Below are 17,107 nucleotides of genomic sequence, written 5' to 3'. Positions count from 1 at the left end.
TTTGTTGCTTAAAAAGTAAAAATACTATTTTTAAAGATAATATAGATTTATTAGATCTTGGGTGTTATTAAACATCATTGAAAATATTTTAGTGAAATCTAATGATTTGCCTGCAAAAATGTATTTAACATAGTAAATGAAGCTTTATTTTATCTTTTTGTTATTTTTGTATGGATACTAATTAACAATTTAAAAAACTCAACAATGAAAATTACTAACAAATCACTACTGGTAGTTGGTTTGGCTGGTGCTCTTGCTATTACCTCATGTAAAGATGGTAAAGAAGCTAAAAAAGAGGACGTTGTAGCCCAAGCCGAAGTAGAAAAAATTCCTGGTATTGTACTAGAGAATATGGACACTTTAGTAAATCCTAAAGCAGATTTTTACAACTACGTTAACGGTAGTTGGATGAAGAATACAGATATTCCTGATGACAGATCTAGTTGGGGTGGTTTCTCTGTGTTACGCCAGTCTACAGATGCAGATGTTTTAGAAATTATTGCAGAAGCTAAAGAAAGTGGCAAATATGGTGCAGACACAGACCAAGCAAAAGCACTTGCTATTTTTGAAACTAAGTTAGATACAACTGCAAGAAACAAAGCAGGTTTAACACCTATAGAACCAGCTTTAAAAGCAATAGCAGAGGTTAAAAGTTTATCAGACTTACAAACAGTTTTAGCTAAAAATCCAGCGGTTTCTTCTCCGTTTATTGGTTTTAGTGTACGTGCAGACTTAAATAACTCTGCAATGAATGCTGTTTATATGGGTGGTGCTGGTCTTGGTTTACCAGACCGTGATTATTACTTAGAGCAAGATAGTAAGTCTAAAGAAATTAGAGAACAGTATAAAAAATACATCTCTAAAATGTTACAAATGTTAGGAGATTCTAAAGAAGTTGCTAATAAGGCAGCTATAACTATTTTAGATCTAGAAACTAAATTAGCAGAACCACGTTTAGACAAAGTACAAAGTCGTGATGCAAGAAATTTTAATAATCCTAAAACAGTTGCAGAAGCAGATGCTATGCTTTCTTCTTTAGATGTTAAAAAAATGATTGCTGATTTAGGAATGACTAAAAAGTTTGATACTATTTTGGTAACACAACTAAAATATACAGCAGCTTTAGATAAGTTATTAAAAAATACACCTATTGAAGATTTAAAAACTCTTGTAAAATGGGATACTTTTAACGGAGCAACTGGTAGGTTAACTACAGCTACCGAAACAGCTAGTTGGGAGTTTTACAGCAAATATTTAAGAGGTGCTAAAAAACAACGTCCTGCAGATGAGCGTGCTCTAGCAACAGTAAACGGTACAGTTGGTGAGGCTTTGGGTAAATTGTATGTAGATGCTAAGTTTCCGCCAGAAGCTAAAGTAAAAGCAGAAAAAATGATTGCTAATGTAATTACAGCTTATAAAAACCGAATTAAGAAATTAGATTGGATGAGTGAGGATACAAAAGTTAAAGCAATTGAAAAGTTAGACAAATTTACTGTTAAAATAGCTTATCCAGATTCTTGGGAAGATTACTCTAATATGGAAGTAGCAGCAGACAAGTCTTATTTTGATAATATGACGGCTGTTGGTAAATGGGGTAGAGCAAAAAACTTTGCAGAAATTGGAGAGCCAGTAGATAAGAGCGAGTGGGGAATGTCTCCGCAAACGGTTAACGCATATTTTAACCCAATGAATAACGAGATTGTTTTTCCTGCTGCAATTTTACAACCTCCTTTTTATAACTATACTGCAGATGATGCTGTAAATTATGGTGGTATTGGAGCTGTAATTGGACACGAAATTTCTCATGCTTTTGATGATAGTGGTGCTCGTTTTGATGCTGAAGGTAACCTTAAAAACTGGTGGACAGATGAAGATTTGGCTGCTTTTACAGAAAGAGGCGATGCTTTAGCAACACAGTACAGTAATTTAGAAGTTTTAGATAGCGTTTACGTAAACGGTAAATTTACTTTAGGTGAAAACATTGGTGATTTAGGTGGCGTTTTAGGTGCTTATGACGGTTTACAATTGTTATTTGAAGAAAATGGAAGACCAGAAGATATTGATGGTTTTACAGCAGAACAACGTTTCTTTATGTCTTGGGCTACAGTTTGGAGAACTAAGTCTAGAGATGAAGCTCTACGTAACCAAGTAAAGACAGATCCGCACTCTCCAGGAATGATTAGAGCGGTACAACCTTTATTAAATATTGATGCTTTTTACGATGCTTTTGATATTAAAGAAAGAGATCCTATGTATGTTGCACCAGAAAAAAGAGTGCGTATTTGGTAGTTTTAAATTAGCAATAACATAATTTTATAAGTAAAGGCTACTCCTAAAAGAGTAGCCTTTACTCGTTTTTAGAAGTTTAAAACTGCTATTTTAGTTTGTTAACTATAAAAATAGTTGTGTAACTAAAAAAATAGGATTAAGTTTGGTTTCTGATAAAAACGAGTTGTAATAGATACAAAATGAAAAAGTTAACAAACAAAGAGGAAGAAGTACTTAAGATTTTGTGGAAGCTAGAAAAAGCTTTTGTTAAAGATGTCTTGGCAGAATTTAAAGAAGATAAGCCACATTACAATACGTTATCTACTATGATTAGAAATTTAGAGGAAAAAGGATATGTTAGTCATACTGCATATGGCAATACCCATCAATATTACCCAATAGTAGAAAAAGAAGTGTACAGAAAAGGATTTATGAGCAGGGCTATTACAGACTTTTACAGCAACTCATACAAGAGTTTGGTGTCTAACTTTGTTAATGAAGATAAAATTAGTGTAGATGAGCTAAAAGAGATTATTAACCATATAGAAAACAATAAGTAATGGAGTATTTAATTTTTATTGCTAAAAGCAGCTTGGTTATAGCATTGTTTTTTATTTGTTTTCAGATGTTTTTACGTAACGAAACATTTTTTAAAGCGAATAGGTTGTTTTTGCTAGCAGGAATATTTGTAGCAATGATATTTCCTTTTTTAATTATAACCAAAGTGGTTTTTACTAATACTCCTATTGTAGATTTTAATAAATTAAGCAATACTGTTGTCAATAATTCATCAATAGAAAATATAAATTGGTGGTTGGTAGTTTTGACTGTTTACGTTGTGGGTTGTGTATTTTTCTTAGGTAGATTTTTAGTGCAATTGGCGTCTTTATTTAGTTTAATTAATAAAGGGGCAAGCACAAGAGTAGGTAGGTATAAAATGGTTGAGGTTACTGCGGATACCAGTGCGTTTTCATTTTTTAATTACATTGTGTATAATCCTAATTTACATACGGCAAATGAGCTTAAAACAATTATTAAGCATGAAGAGTTACACGCCAGACAAAAACACTCTCTAGATATGTTACTTACACATTTGTTATGTGTATTGCAATGGGCAAACCCGTTTGCGTGGTGGTACAAAAAAATGGTTTCTGTAAACTTAGAGTACCTTGTTGATGATGCAATAGTATCGCATCAAAATAAAAAAGAATATCAGTATTTGTTATTGCAACAGTCTGTGCATAGTATGGCTTCTTTATCAGTAACCAATACATTTTTTAACTCATTAGTAAAAAAACGTATTGTAATGCTTAACAAAAGTAAGTCTAGAAAAGAAAGCATATTAAAAATGGGATTGGTAATACCAATGCTGTTTTGTGCTGTTGTTGTATTTAATACAGAAACTATTGCCCAATCTAAATCTGTTTCTAATGACTTAGTTAGTGATATTCCTAAAGTAACTATTGTAAAAAATAGCGAGACTATAAGTGTAAAAGACTCTGTTAAAACAATAGAGAGTAAGGCTAAAAAGCAAACTCAAACTGTTGATATTCAGTCAAAAGAAAAACAGAAAAAAGTGTCTAACACATATAATTTTCAAATAGAAGATAATGTGCAAGCTTCTATTACTCCTGTTTCTATGACTACGCCAATACGTGAAGCAAAAACACCTGAAAATTCTTATTTAACAAGTAAAAAACCTTTAATAATTGTAAATGGAGAGGTAATGCCAAGCTCTTTTGATATGAATCTGTTAATTCCTGAAAATATTGAGCATATAAATATTTTTAAAAATCAATCTGCTATAGATAGGTTTGGTAAAAAAGGAGAAAATGGTGTGGTAGAAATTACAACGAAAAAATAAAAATCAATCTTTAATCAATTAAAAACGAACAGTTATGTTACAAAAAATGAAATCAGTAAAAATTGTGATGACTACATCGGTAATGACGTTGTTACTATGTATGTTAGGTTTAAATGTGCAGGCACAATCTAGTACTTTTTCTTTCATAGGCGAAGCAAGTAAAGAGAAAATAAAATTGCTAACCATAGACATATTACCTACCACTACAGCTAATGATTTAGAAGGTTTTAGTAAAGAAGCAAAAGAGCAAGGTGTAACTTTATCTTTTAGTGATGTTAAACGTAATGATGAGGGAGAAATAACAAACATATCTGCCACATATAAAACTAAAGACAACGTAACAGAAACTTACAAAAAAGATGAAAAGGGAATCATAAAGCCTTTTTATTTTTATTTTTCTGTGAAGGAGAAAGACAAAAGTATTGCAGCGGTTGGATTTAAACCTAAAAATAACAATCAGTTTTCTGATATACTTTTTGTTGTAAACGGACAAGAAGTTCCTAAACCTTTTGATGTTGGTATGATTAATCCTGAACATATAGAGGCTATAAACGTTTTGAAAAATGAAAGTGCAACAGCTAAATACGGTTCTAGGGGTAGAGATGGTGTTATTGAAATAACTTTAAAGTAAAAAATGATATTTAATAATTATATAGTACAGAAATACATAAGTGTTTCTGTACTTTTTTTATGTTTTGCATCTAGTTTTAATGCTTATGCGCAAGATAAAAAAGAAGTAAAACCAAAAATGATTTTTATTGTAAATGGCCAAGAGGTTACAGAAGAATATCTTACGGTTTTACAAAAAGAAAATAAAATAAAAGCAATGCATAATGGTGTTTCTAAAAAAGAGAAAAAAGCTATTGCAAAGCGCTTTAAAGAACGACTGGATAACAACTTTGTAATGAAAATTGAAGTCTTTTCTGATGAAGAGATGTTAGCCAATAAAAAGAAACAGCCGGTTAAGAGTAAGTCTAAAAGTAAAGAAGCTAAAGTTGTAAAAAAAGAAACGGTAGCTGCTTCTAAAATTAAAGTTGGCGATACTATTACTGCTTTTGCATTAGAAGATATAAACGGAAATGTTTTAAAAAGTACAGACTTAAAAGGTAAAGTGGTATTGCTAAATTTTTGGGCTACTTGGTGTGTACCTTGTTTACGAGAATTTTATGAAATACCAGAAGCTATTTTATCACCCAATAAAGACAAGAATTTTGTTTTTATTCCTGTTTCGGTAGGAGAAAAACGTTCTACTGTAGTTAAAAAAATGACAGAACTTAAGGGTAGAGGTGTAGACTTTAATGTGTATTTAGATCCTAAAAATGAGTTTTATAGTGGCTACAAAAAGCAAGGAATACCTTTAAATTATATAATAGATAAAAACGGAGTAGTTGTTTATATTTCTATGGGGTACAATAAAGATAACTTAAATAAATTAGCAGCAAAACTTACGGAGTTGGTAGACTAATATTTAATATAAAAAAGCTTCAAACTGTTAGGTAAACCTTTAGTTTGAAGCTTTTTTTATGTATTGTAAGTTATATTATTTAATGTAAACAGTTTTTTTATTTACAAACTCTAACATTCCTTCTTTAGATAGTTCTCTACCGTAACCTGATGCTTTTGTACCTCCAAAAGGCAATCTTGGGTCAGATTTTACCATTTCGTTTATAAAAAAGGCGCCATCTTCAATTTGGTCTATTGCTTGTCTGGCAGCAGCTATATCTTCTGTAAACAGCATAGCACCTAAACCAAACCTAGAGCTGCTAGCAAGTTCTAAACTATGCTCTTTATTTTTTGCCTTTGTAATTGCAGCTACTGGTCCAAAAGTTTCCTCATTAAAAACGGGCATATCTTCGGTAACATCAGTAAGTATGGTTGGCGCATAGTTAGCACCATTAAGTGTGTTGCCAATAAGTACTTTTGCTCCTTTTTTTACAGATTCATCAACTTGTTTTTTTAATTCTTCAGCCAAATCTGTACGTGCCATAGAAGCCATAAAGGTTTCTTCTTCTTCAGGGTTTCCAATTTTTAGAGATTCAACTTCTGCTTTAAATTTTTCTAAAAACTCTTCATATATGCTTTCTTCAACAATAAATCGTTTTGCAGCAATACAGCTTTGTCCTGTGTTTTGGAACCTAGCTTTTACCATTGTAGGTATGTAGGTGTCTAAATCTGCATTATCCCATACAATACAGGCATTGTTGCCACCCAACTCTAGTACAGATTTTTTTAGATTTTTACCTGCAATACTAGCTATAGATTTACCAGCTTTTTCGCTTCCAGTTACACTAACAGCTTGTATAAAACTACTTTCTAAAACAGTTTCTGTTGCTTTATGGTCTGCAATAATTGTTTGAAAACAACCTTGTGGATACCCAGCATCTAAAAATAAATCTTGTATTGCTAGTGCGCAACCAGTTACATTTGCAGCGTGCTTTAAAATACCAACATTACCAGCAGTTAGCGTAGGAACAGCAAATCTAAAAACTTGCCAAAAAGGGTAGTTCCAAGGCATTACAGCCAATACACCTCCAATAGGATCATAACTAATAAAACTTTCTTGTGCTTCTGTATCTATAATGGCATCACTTAAAAAGTTATCTGCGTTTTTAGCATAAAAATCGCATAACCAAACGCATTTGTCTATCTCAGCTTTACTTTGTGCTATAGGTTTACCCATTTCTGCAGTCATTAAAGCAGATAAGTCATCTCGTTTTTTCTCTAACTGTTTAGCTAATTTTTTTAATAAAGAAGTACGTTCTTTAATACTCGTTTTTCTCCAATCTTTAAAAGTTTTTTCTCCTGTAGATAAAACAGAATCTATTTCTTGTTTAGTGTGTAAGTTGTATGTTTTTATATCTTTTCCGGTAAACGGATTTGTAGTAGTTACTGTGTTGCTCATAGCTGTGATAATTAAAAAATTAATATTTCTTGTTCATCAAAATTAGGCAAGAATCTAAAGCTTGTTTAACGCAAAACATTAAATTATTGCTAGTATAAAGTTACTTTTTTTTCTTCTTTTTGTTGTTTTTGTCGGCACCTTTTTCTGCATCTTTAAAAGTTACGTTGTCATCTACCTTACCTTTAAAAGCAGATATCCAAGCATTTTTAAAAATGTTAGTTACCGTTGGGAATATTTTTGTCTTTACATTGTTTAAATCGCCTTCTATAGGAATTTTAGTAGCTAGTGTATTTTGCTTTTGGTTTTTAAGAATAAACTTAAAAAAGCCAACAAAACCTTCCCAAAGGGTTTCAAAAAAGCCATCTTCTTTACTTATAAGTTTAGCATCTTTTAAAATAGGTTTAAAATAGCCTGTTAAAAAACCATCTGCAATGGCAATTTCACTATAAACATTAAAGTTACCCTCTTTAAAATCTATACCACTGTAATGGTTTGTAAAATCGTTTAAAGCGGTTGCATCTGCATTTTGTAGTGATAAAGACATATCCATATCAGGAATTTGTTTTACCAAATCCATTTTACCATCTAATTTTAGCTTTCCGTTACCTATAGAAACAGCAGTTGCTGTAATGGTAGAGGGTAGGTTTCGTTTTTTTTGGACAACGTTTCTTAGGTTGTCTGCTTGTAAATCAATGTTGTCTAAATGTAAATCTATATTAGGGCTGGTGTTTATTTCTACAAAGGCTGCTTTTCCGTTTGCAATAGTAAGGTGGTTAATATCTATAGGTACAATATCTGTTAGTGCTTTAGACCAATCGTCTATATCTGTACTACCTGTTGTTTTGTGGTCTTCAAAAACATAAATAATGCTAGGTTTAGTTAGGTGCAACTCACTAACAATTTTGCCATTTAAAAGAGCTTTCCATTGTATAGAAATATCTGTTTTGTCTACAGCAATAAAAGGCACCTGAGACTTAGCTTCTTTTTTATTTAAATACAAACCATTAATAACATACGCACCTCTAATTAATGAAATGTCAATGTCTTTAACTTGCCCATAATACCCAGGAATTTCAGCTAAAACATTGTTTACATAATTTTTTACAAGCGTTGGCAAAAGTAAGCGTACCACTATAACAATAATTACTATTGCTAGTGGTATTGCGTACCTTTTCTTTTTATATATTTTACGCTTTTTCATTCTATTATTGGTTGCTATTGTTTGATTTAATTTCTAGATACTTTTCTACGTCAGATGGTGTTTTAATTAATTGGAATTCATTGCCATTTATTAAAATTGCATAAGCTAGTGTTTCCGGACTATTTTGTAATATTTTAATACAGTCGTCTGCCGTAATATCTACTTTTTCATCTCCATATATTTTAATAAAATTAGGATGATTTTGATCTACTAAATCACAAATGCTTAGTTGTAAATTATCAGCAATTTCTGCCCATTGTGTGCCTGTAATTTTTGTTTTAGAGGTGTCTTTTGTTAAAATATCTTTACTGGCAGACTCTACATAACCAACTGTTTGTTTTCCTATAGAGTTGTCTCCGTTATAAATTAATGTTATTTTATTACTATTTGTTGCTATTACTCCCATTTTAGTTTGTTTTAAGTGTTAAACTTTGTTTTTGTGGTGTTTTTAATGTTTTTTGGTTCCTTTTCCGGTTAAGGCATCTAATAAACCAGCTTTTACATTTATCCATAAATAATTAAAAAACGATTTTGTGGTATCTCTCTCTACCTCAATTTCTCCGTATCTATAATCTTCAGGGTTTGCTTTAGAGCCTTCTTTTATTAATAAATTACCTAACTTGGTTAAGAGCTTATTTACTCCCAATCTGTCCTTTTTTAAAACCTTGAACTTAAAATTGTTGTATTTAATTTTTAAATCTCCTGCAGATTTTTGTTTGTTACCACTAACCGTAAAATACATCTGTTGCATATCTCCCTCTGCTGTTGCTCTTAAATTGGTGTTTAAAAACGGATTTATACTTGCAATGTCTAAGTTTGTAAAGCTTCCCCAAGCCTTAAAGAAATCTGTTGTTTTATGTATGTTAAAACTCCAGTTTAATTCTAAAGGTGTTTTGTTCATTAATAAAGAGTTTGTATGTACTGTGGTTGTTTTATTGTTGTAATTATTTAAGTTGCTAATAGTTGCATTTATATTATTAAAACTTAGTTTTTGGGGCTTTATATGTTGCGTTAATTTTTCTTGATAAGCAATGTTTCCTTGTTGTATTAGAATAGAATCTACACCTATTTTTAATGATAAATCTCTTAACATTTTACTATACATTGGCTTGTAACTAAAATCGTCTGCTATAAGTTTATCTCTATATACTTCTAAATTTGGTTTTGCTATATATACTTTAGAAATGTTTAAAAGTGATGTTAATTTTGAATAACTAAATGAAGTGTTTTCTAGTGCTAATTCTTTAATTTTTAGATTGATAAAATCTCTTTCTATTGTTATTTTTTTTGACAACTCTTCTTTAGTGTATTTTGTTTTCAGTTGAAGATTTTTAAACAAGATAGACTCATTCTGTGCCTTTAATTTTTCAGCATTGATTTCTTCAAACTTACCTAAGTTAGCATATAATTTGTGAGCAGAAATATTACTGTATTTATATTCTAACGGATTCGTATTTTTCTCTTTATCAGTCTTAAAAACAACATCTTTTAAGTTAATAAAAATATGTTCTGCCTTTGCAGTAGTTGTCTTTTGTGCATTTAAAAAAGCAATATTTCCGTTGGTAATTCTAAATTCACTAATACTTATAGGGTTTGTAAATATGCCCTCTTTTTTTTCTTCTTTATAACTAGTTATGGTATCCAAAACTGTATATTTTGTAAGCTCTGGACTGGTTATCTTTAACTTATTTAGACTTAATTTTTTATAAAATAATAGGTCTACATAACTAAGATCCTTTATGGCTATTTTAGCAGCCTTTAATACTGTTTTAGTTTTATTATTACCTTTAGATTCTTCTTTAAAACTAATTTTGTCTAAACCAACGTTCCCTAATAAAAGATTAAGGCTAATGCTGTTGTAATTTATAGTAATATGCTGTGGTAAATTGTACTGTAATTGCTGGTTTATTTTATGCTTAACAAACCAATGTGCGCATAATAAAAAGACAAAAAACAAGGCTATTACTGCCGTTGTAATTTTTATAATATTCTTCTTTTTATTAATCATAGCTTGTGGTTAAATAGGCGTAAATTATACCACTACTAAATTCCGTATAAATTAAAAAAGGGAGTAGCCCAAGCAATTAAATCTTTAACTGATTTAAAAAACAGGCATAAAAAAAGCTCTTTAAAAGAAGTAAAGAGCTTGTAATTTTATAAAGTAAGTAGTTTTACATTTTTATAGTAAAACCATTTGCATGTTCTATAGTGTAATATGTATGGTCTGGATCATCTCTGTTTAGTTTTAATGTTCCTTTTACCGAAATTAAATCGTCCATAAAAAAGTTTGGTCTTTTGTCAAAATATAACTCTATAATAGTTTCTGGTCCGCCATTGCCACAAAAAAAACAGGAAGCCATAGGGTTGTTAGATAACATAAAAGAGTCTTTTTGACCTTCTAATACCAAAAAATAACCTGTAATAGAAATTTCTTGGCCTTCTAAAGCCAGCATTTTTTTAGTATACGTTGGCGTTAAAAATTCTCCTAATTCTGCTCCGCCTTCTGGAGTAGTGTAGGTAACACCTTGTATCATGTCTTCCCAGTCTAACAATGCCTGTGCAGATGTTAGTTGTGTAGAGCATATAAAAAATAATAAAAGACTTAACTTTTTTATCATAATAATATTTTTTTCAAAGGTAGTAATCCAATAATTATTCCAAATGTGTTTTTTATTTTTCTGAAGATAAAATTTTAGAAACATTTAGTTTAAAAACAGATAGCGAAGCCAGTACAGACGCTACAACGGTAATTCCTAAAGTAGCAACTAATAGTATGGCTTCCCACTTAGTTATTGTAGCTAAGTTAAAAGTATAACCGTAGCTGTTTTGTGCGTAGTTAGATATAATCCAAAGTCCACATCTGCCAATTAACCAACCAATAACATAACCTATGAAGCCTAAAAATAGACCTTCTAAAAGAACCAACCAAAGTAACTGTGTAGCTGTAGCACCATAAGTACGTAATAACGCTAGTTCTTGTCTACGCTCCCTAATTGCCTTTAAAAGACTAATAAAAATACTTAAACCAGATACTAATAGATTAGCAATAGCAATAAGCTGTATGGTTTGTACACCAACACCTAGTAGCTTTACCAAACGGTTAATCTCTAAAGATGGTAATGCTGCCTGCATATTGGTTTTATCGTTAATATACCTTGGCAATTGCATCATAGCCATTGGATTGCTAAATTGTATAAGTAATGATGTAACCTCTAGGTCTTCTTCGTGGTGGTGTTCATCATCTTCTTCTTCAGCGTGACCGTGAACATCCCAAATACTTTCTAAATTTGTAATAATTAAATTATCTACAACGCTACCTGTTGGCTTTAAAATACCAACTACTTTAAATGGGTGTCCGTGATGCTCCTCTAGGCTTTGGTCTGCTAAACCGTGAGAACTTAAAAAAGTATCTCCAATTTTTAATTGTAGTTTTTTAGCAGTTGTACTACCTAAAACTACTTGCTGTGATTTACTAAATAACTCACCTGTTGCTAACTCAGCATTGTATAATTTTAAGTAACTAGTTTCTGTGCCTAAAATGCGTACGCCCTTATAATTGTCACCATAAGAAACAGGAACAGCTGTTTTTACAAGTCTACTTTTTCTTAGTTTTTCGGCGTCTTTTAATTTAATATTTCCTGTAGGTGCATCTATATGTAAGACCGATGAAAGTACCAACTGTAACGGGCTACCTTTTGCGCCTACAACCAAGTCTACTGGTTTTATATTTTTGTCTAAATTGCCTTTTACTTGGTCGCTTAATTGAAGCATAAACGTAACCAAAGCCACACTTAAAACTAAAAGTAATAAGCTAAGTAAAGCATTAAGTGGCTTAGATATTAGATTTTTAAAACTGAGTTTTACAAGATTCATAAATACAAGTGGTTTTTGAACATTGTTTTTACTCTTTGGTCATGCGTAATTATAAGTAAATTAGCATTACTAGTATTAGCTTCTTCTTTAAGTAATGCAATTACTTTTTCACAATTTTTATCATCTAAGCTTGCAGTAGGTTCATCTGCAAAAATTACATTTGGTTTATTTATTAAGGCCAAGGCAATAGATAACCGTTGGCGCTGACCTTCACTTAAAGCGATTACTTTTTTGTGTAATAAGTTGCTTATGTCAAGTCTTTCAGCTAATTCTTTTATTCTAGTGGTATCTTTCTTTTTATCAGGAAAATAAAGTCGTAGTGCTAAATTTTCTTCAACAGAAAGTGCATTTATAAAATAGTCGTTTTGAAAAATGATACCCATTTCTCTACCTCTAAAGGCATCTAGTTCTTTTCTAGATAAATTTTGTAGCTCTGTGCTACCAACAGTAATACTACCAGAACTAGCAGGTAGTAAACCAGCTAATAAATGTAAAAGAGTAGTTTTGCCTACACCAGAAGATCCTAATATTAGCAAATGCTCTCCTTGCAGCAGAGAAATATCAGGAAAACTAAAACTGTTTTCTGATGAGTATGAAAATTGAAGTTTACTTGTTTTTATCATAAGCTTAAACACAAATATAGTAAGTACACACATACCGTTTTTGTATTTAAGAATTTATTATGAAATCTACAGTGGTTATAAAAAAGAAAAAGACCTCTTACTTAAAAGAAGTCTTTTTCATCACCACAAACCAAACAAATAAAACGTTGAATATGTTACTACTCAACAACAATAAACTTGTTTGTTTTTCTATGTATTTTATTAATTATTCTTTGTTGGGTGAGTTTATATTTAGTTTGTTATTAAATTCTAAAGTTCTAATAGGGAACGGAATGTTAATGTCGTTTGCATCAAAGTGTTTTTTAATTGCTTTAATTGCAACACTTTTAGCGTCTAATTTGTTTTTGGCATTTTCTGCATCTACCCAAAACCTACATATAAAGTTTATAGAGCTGTCTCCAAACTCTGTGTAGTAAAACTCTATTTCAGAATCATCGTCGTTTTTATATAAACTACCAACTGCTTCTTTTGTTAGTTTTTGAACCTGTTCTAAATCCGACTCATACCCAACACCACATGATACAACTATTCTCATACGTGTTGTTAGTGAGTAATTTTTAAAAGGGTTTTCTATTATAGTTTTGTTGGGTATAACCACCAAATTATTATCAAACTCTTTAAGTACCAGACTGTTTAAATTAATGTCCATTACTTCACCAGAGTAACCATTGGTTTCTATCCAGTTTCCTATTTCAATCTTTTTTCTAAACGATAAAACAACACCAGATAATAAGTTAGAAAGTGTTCCTTGCAGGGCTAAACCAATTACCAAACCAGATATACCAGCACCGGCAAGTAAGGTATTTAATGTTTTGCTTAAGTCCATTGCACCTAAGGCTAAAAATAGCCCTAAAAGAACAACAGCAGTAGCACTAATGCGCCCAACAAGGTTAGATATACTGTCTTGCGGTATACGTTTAGATGCTAATTTTACTACCCATTTGTTTACAAAGCGAGCAGCATAGTATGATATCACCATTACAATAATGGCAACTATTATGTTGGGTAAATTTTCAATTAAAGTTGTTACCCAACCTTCTATTTTATCATAAATATCTATAAAAGAGGCTTCAATTTTATTTTTCATATTTTAAAAATTTATAAGGTTATTAATTGCTTTTTATGAGCAATAACCTTTATGAAGTCATTTCTTTAGCTCTTATTTTTAGTTGGTCTTCTGTGTTTTTTCGCCAAGCATCTAACATCCAACTAGATTTTTCTAAATCTGCAATGTAAGATCCCATCATATCCATTGTACCTTCATCACCTGCTTCCTCTGCAGCTTCAATAGTAATTTTCATCTGTTTTAATATTTTTTGATGATCGCCTAGTATTTCAGAGACCATTTCTTTGTCTGTTATCAATGGTGATACTTCTTCAAGAGAAGAAATTTGTAAGTATTTACTAAAATTACTTACTGGGTGGTATCTTAAGGTTAATACTCTTTCTGCAACAGCATCAATTTTTATTCTTGCATCTGTATATAGTTCTTCAAATTTTTCGTGTAAATCAAAAAAGTTTTGTCCAAGAACATTCCAATGAAAACTTCTCAATTTTTGGTAATACACACTGTAGTCTGCTAAAAGCATATTTAGTTCGCCTACAACAGGCACTAATTTATTGTCGCTAATATTTAAATAATTCATAAGGTTGTGGGGTTTAGTTTGATTAAAAAAAGCATAATCATTATTTTCTTATACTTAATATGTCTGCAACAAAACTACTTATACCTATTAAATTGGTTTAGCTCTTTTAATTTGATTTTTAACTCTAATACTATATTTAGAAAACTATACCTATTATATATATAAAGGGTATTATTTACTTGTTTTTAAATGAGTTAAGAATTGGATTGATTGTGTCAAGATGATCTCTAAACAAGCTTCATCTTTGCTGTATAGAATTTAAGTATTCAAAAAAAATAATAGTATTAACCTTTAAATTAAAAATATTATGTTGAGATGGACAATTACGTTTGTGGTTCTAGCTTTAATAGCAGGAGTTTTAGGATTTGGAGGTATTGCAGCAGGTGCTGCCAGTATCGCTAAAATTTTATTCTTTTTATTTCTGATACTTTTTGTAGTGTCATTAATTACAGGAAGAAAAAGAAATATTTAGTGCCCCAACACAGACACATACACACAAAATAAAACGAAAAAAACAACAACATTAAAAGCAACAATTATGAAAAAGATAGCATATTTTGCAGTAATAGCATTTGCAGTAGGATCAGTATTTACAAGTTGTAGAGATACAAAAACTACAGGAGAAAAAATTGAAGACGGAGTAGAAGAAGTAGGAGACGGACTTGAAGAAGGAGTAGAGGAAGTTGGAGACGAAATTGATGATGCTGTTGATGATAACTAATAATTAAAATTAACATAATTTTAGTAAAAAAAGACAACCCTATAGTTGTCTTTTTTTAGTGTTTACATCGTATATTTAATAATTAAAACAAAAAACAATGAAAAAGATATTAGGTTTATTTTCAATCTTAGCACTAACGGTTTGTAGTGTACAAGCACAATCAATTTCTGAAAATGCAATTGGTTTACGTTTAGGAGACAATGATGGTTTTGGAGGGGAAGTATCTTACCAGCGTCATTTAGGAGAAAATAACAGATTAGAAGTAGATTTAGGATGGAGAGATTCTAATGATGTAGATGCATTTAAACTAGTTGGTTTATACCAATGGGTAATGCCTTTAGATGGTAATTTTAACTGGTTTGTTGGTGCAGGTGCAGGTATTGGATCTTTTGATGCAGGAGAAAACGACGGTACTTTTGCTTTAGTTGCTGGTGATATAGGTATAGAATATAATTTTGATATTCCTTTAATTTTATCTTTAGATATGAGACCAGAACTAGGATTTAATGATAAGTATTCTGATGATCTAGACTTAGATATAGCATTAGGTATTAGATACCAGTTCTAAACAAAGAATAAAATATTTTAAAGGCGAATAATTGTACAATTATTCGCCTTTTTTTATTTAAAACAAGTGCTTTACTTTTTCTACTATTTTTAGCGGTAAGTTGTATGGTGGGTAACGCAAAGGAGCCTCTAGCCAATTGGCTCTTTTTATAATGGCTTTTTGATGTGAAAAAATATCAAAAGAAGTTTTACCATGATAAGCGCCAATACCACTAGAACCTACACCGCCAAACGGAAGTTTTTTATTAGTAATGTGTATAACAGTATCGTTAATTGCACCGCCACCAAAACTGTATTTGGTTATTATTTTTTGTTGAAATTTCCTGTTTGTAGAAAAAACATATGTGGCAAGTGGCTTACCATAGTTCATAATATGTTTTTCTATATCTTTTTCTGTAGTATATGAAATGATTGGTAAAATAGGCCCAAAAATTTCTCCTTGCATTAACTTACTATCTAAACTAGGTTCGTTAACAAGTGTAGGAGCTATGTAATTATCGTTTGCATTTGTTTGTCCGCCAAAAATAATTTCTTGCCCTTGTAATAATTCAGTTAAATTGTTAAAATGGTTTTTACTAACCGTACGTGCATAATCTTTAGATGCCTCTATATCTTTGCCATAGGAGTCTAAAATACTTTGTTGCAAAGCTGCTACTAATTTATCTTTTACATCTTTGTGTACTAAAATGTAATCTGTAGCAATACAAGTTTGCCCCGCATTTAAAAATTTACCCCAAGCAATACGCTTTGCTGCAAGTTTTATATTGGCAGTTTGATCTACAATAGCTGGGTTTTTACCTCCAAGTTCTAGAGTAATGGGTGTTAAGTGTTCTGCTGCGCTTCTGTAAAATATTTTACCGACATTGGTACTACCTGTAAAAAAAATATAATCCCATTTTTGAGCTAATAAGTTTTTAGATACTTCTACGCCTCCTTCTACAACGGCAACATATTCATCCTTAAAAATTGCAGTAATTAGTTCTACTATAATTTTAGAGGTGTTTGGTGTTATTTCTGATGGTTTTATAACTGCCGTGTTACCTGCTGCAATGGCGCCAATTAAGGGGGCAATTGCTAGTTGAAAAGGATAGTTCCAAGGTGCAACAATAAGCACAGTCCCATAAGGCTCTTTATACAACCAGTCTGATGATGGAAAATTTAATAATGCACCAGACACTTTTTCTGGTCTAGCCCATTTTTTAATGTTTTTAATGGTGTAGTTAAGCTCAGCTAAAACAAACTGTGTTTCTGCCGCCATAGACTCAAATCTAGGCTTTTTAAAATCTTCATAAATAGCATCGCATATTGCAGCTTCTCTAATTATAATTTCTTGCCTAAGTTTTTTTAAAGCTTGTTTACGGTATGTTATGTCTTTGGTTTGTTGTGACTTAAAAAACGCGTGTTGCTTTTGTAGTATCTCCATCATGGTATGCAATATACCA

18 protein-coding genes are annotated in these 17,107 nt (G+C 31.1%); 8 read left to right on the top strand and 10 right to left on the bottom strand.

Going from position 1 to position 17,107, the window contains the following annotated elements:
- Positions 1-204 precede the first annotated feature (204 nt).
- From AX016_RS02795 to AX016_RS02775, 5 genes are all read left to right on the top strand, one after another.
- On the top strand, positions 205-2,289 hold the full coding sequence (locus AX016_RS02795) for a M13 family metallopeptidase (protein WP_100894162.1): 2,085 nt from the start codon (positions 205-207) through the stop codon (positions 2,287-2,289).
- Between the two features lie 179 nt (positions 2,290-2,468).
- Complete coding sequence (locus AX016_RS02790; protein ID WP_013621148.1) at positions 2,469-2,828, top strand: BlaI/MecI/CopY family transcriptional regulator; 360 nt, start codon at positions 2,469-2,471, stop codon at positions 2,826-2,828.
- Positions 2,828-4,132, top strand: coding sequence for a M56 family metallopeptidase (locus AX016_RS02785; protein ID WP_100894161.1), 1,305 nt, complete (start codon positions 2,828-2,830; stop codon positions 4,130-4,132). The genes AX016_RS02790 and AX016_RS02785 overlap by 1 nt, the downstream gene beginning before the upstream one ends.
- A 46-nt stretch (positions 4,133-4,178) precedes the next feature.
- A complete protein-coding gene (locus AX016_RS02780; RefSeq protein ID WP_198519397.1) occupies positions 4,179-4,763 on the top strand; it encodes a TonB-dependent receptor plug domain-containing protein in 585 nt (194 codons plus the stop codon).
- A 3-nt stretch (positions 4,764-4,766) separates the two neighbouring features.
- Entirely contained in the window at positions 4,767-5,597 is an 831-nt protein-coding gene (locus tag AX016_RS02775) for a TlpA disulfide reductase family protein (protein ID WP_100894159.1), read from the top strand.
- Between the two features lie 75 nt (positions 5,598-5,672).
- Here AX016_RS02775 and AX016_RS02770 read toward each other — a convergent pair whose 3' ends face one another.
- From AX016_RS02770 to AX016_RS02730, 9 genes are all read right to left on the bottom strand, one after another.
- A complete protein-coding gene (locus AX016_RS02770; protein ID WP_100894158.1) occupies positions 5,673-7,034 on the bottom strand; it encodes an NAD-dependent succinate-semialdehyde dehydrogenase in 1,362 nt (453 codons plus the stop codon).
- 100 nt (positions 7,035-7,134) lie between these two features.
- The gene (locus tag AX016_RS02765) at positions 7,135-8,235 is read right to left on the bottom strand and encodes a DUF748 domain-containing protein (protein WP_100894157.1); all 1,101 of its coding nucleotides are present in this window, start codon (positions 8,233-8,235) and stop codon (positions 7,135-7,137) included.
- A 4-nt stretch (positions 8,236-8,239) separates the two neighbouring features.
- Positions 8,240-8,641 (bottom strand): hypothetical protein, encoded by a 402-nt coding sequence (locus AX016_RS02760; RefSeq protein WP_100894156.1) that lies wholly within the window; start codon positions 8,639-8,641, stop codon positions 8,240-8,242.
- A 42-nt stretch (positions 8,642-8,683) separates the two neighbouring features.
- Positions 8,684-10,243: a DUF748 domain-containing protein gene (locus AX016_RS02755; protein ID WP_100894155.1), complete on the bottom strand. Its 1,560-nt coding sequence runs from the start codon at positions 10,241-10,243 to the stop codon at positions 8,684-8,686.
- 163 nt (positions 10,244-10,406) lie between these two features.
- On the bottom strand, positions 10,407-10,853 hold the full coding sequence (locus AX016_RS02750) for a hypothetical protein (RefSeq protein WP_157811065.1): 447 nt from the start codon (positions 10,851-10,853) through the stop codon (positions 10,407-10,409).
- 52 nt (positions 10,854-10,905) lie between these two features.
- Complete coding sequence (locus tag AX016_RS02745) at positions 10,906-12,108, bottom strand: ABC transporter permease (protein WP_100894153.1); 1,203 nt, start codon at positions 12,106-12,108, stop codon at positions 10,906-10,908.
- Positions 12,105-12,731, bottom strand: coding sequence for an ABC transporter ATP-binding protein (locus AX016_RS02740; protein WP_232732588.1), 627 nt, complete (start codon positions 12,729-12,731; stop codon positions 12,105-12,107). The genes AX016_RS02745 and AX016_RS02740 overlap by 4 nt, the downstream gene beginning before the upstream one ends.
- Positions 12,732-12,936: 205 nt before the next feature.
- A complete protein-coding gene (locus AX016_RS02735; RefSeq protein ID WP_100894151.1) occupies positions 12,937-13,818 on the bottom strand; it encodes a mechanosensitive ion channel family protein in 882 nt (293 codons plus the stop codon).
- Positions 13,819-13,867: 49 nt separating this feature from the next.
- Positions 13,868-14,377 (bottom strand): Dps family protein, encoded by a 510-nt coding sequence (locus AX016_RS02730; RefSeq protein WP_100894150.1) that lies wholly within the window; start codon positions 14,375-14,377, stop codon positions 13,868-13,870.
- A gap of 307 nt (positions 14,378-14,684) precedes the next feature.
- Here AX016_RS02730 and AX016_RS02725 point away from each other — a divergent pair, with 307 nt between their 5' ends.
- The 3 genes from AX016_RS02725 (at position 14,685) to AX016_RS02715 (ending at position 15,666) form a co-directional block, all read left to right on the top strand.
- Positions 14,685-14,849 (top strand): DUF1328 family protein, encoded by a 165-nt coding sequence (locus tag AX016_RS02725; protein ID WP_100894149.1) that lies wholly within the window; start codon positions 14,685-14,687, stop codon positions 14,847-14,849.
- 66 nt (positions 14,850-14,915) lie between these two features.
- Complete coding sequence (locus AX016_RS02720) at positions 14,916-15,098, top strand: hypothetical protein (protein ID WP_100894148.1); 183 nt, start codon at positions 14,916-14,918, stop codon at positions 15,096-15,098.
- A gap of 97 nt (positions 15,099-15,195) precedes the next feature.
- Positions 15,196-15,666 carry a hypothetical protein gene (locus AX016_RS02715; RefSeq protein ID WP_100894147.1) on the top strand — a complete coding sequence of 157 codons (471 nt, stop codon included), beginning with the start codon at positions 15,196-15,198 and terminating at the stop codon, positions 15,664-15,666.
- Between the two features lie 57 nt (positions 15,667-15,723).
- On the opposite strand, the gene AX016_RS02710 is transcribed toward AX016_RS02715, so the two are convergent.
- Positions 15,724-17,091: an aldehyde dehydrogenase gene (locus AX016_RS02710; RefSeq protein WP_100894146.1), complete on the bottom strand. Its 1,368-nt coding sequence runs from the start codon at positions 17,089-17,091 to the stop codon at positions 15,724-15,726.
- Between the last annotated feature and the right edge of the window lie 16 nt (positions 17,092-17,107).

Origin of the sequence: Cellulophaga sp. RHA19, assembly GCF_002813425.1 — a bacterium.
Lineage (GTDB): Bacteria > Bacteroidota > Bacteroidia > Flavobacteriales > Flavobacteriaceae > Cellulophaga.
The sequence above is the reverse complement of the archived record's forward strand: the minus strand, read 5'-3'. Positions and strand labels throughout refer to the sequence as shown.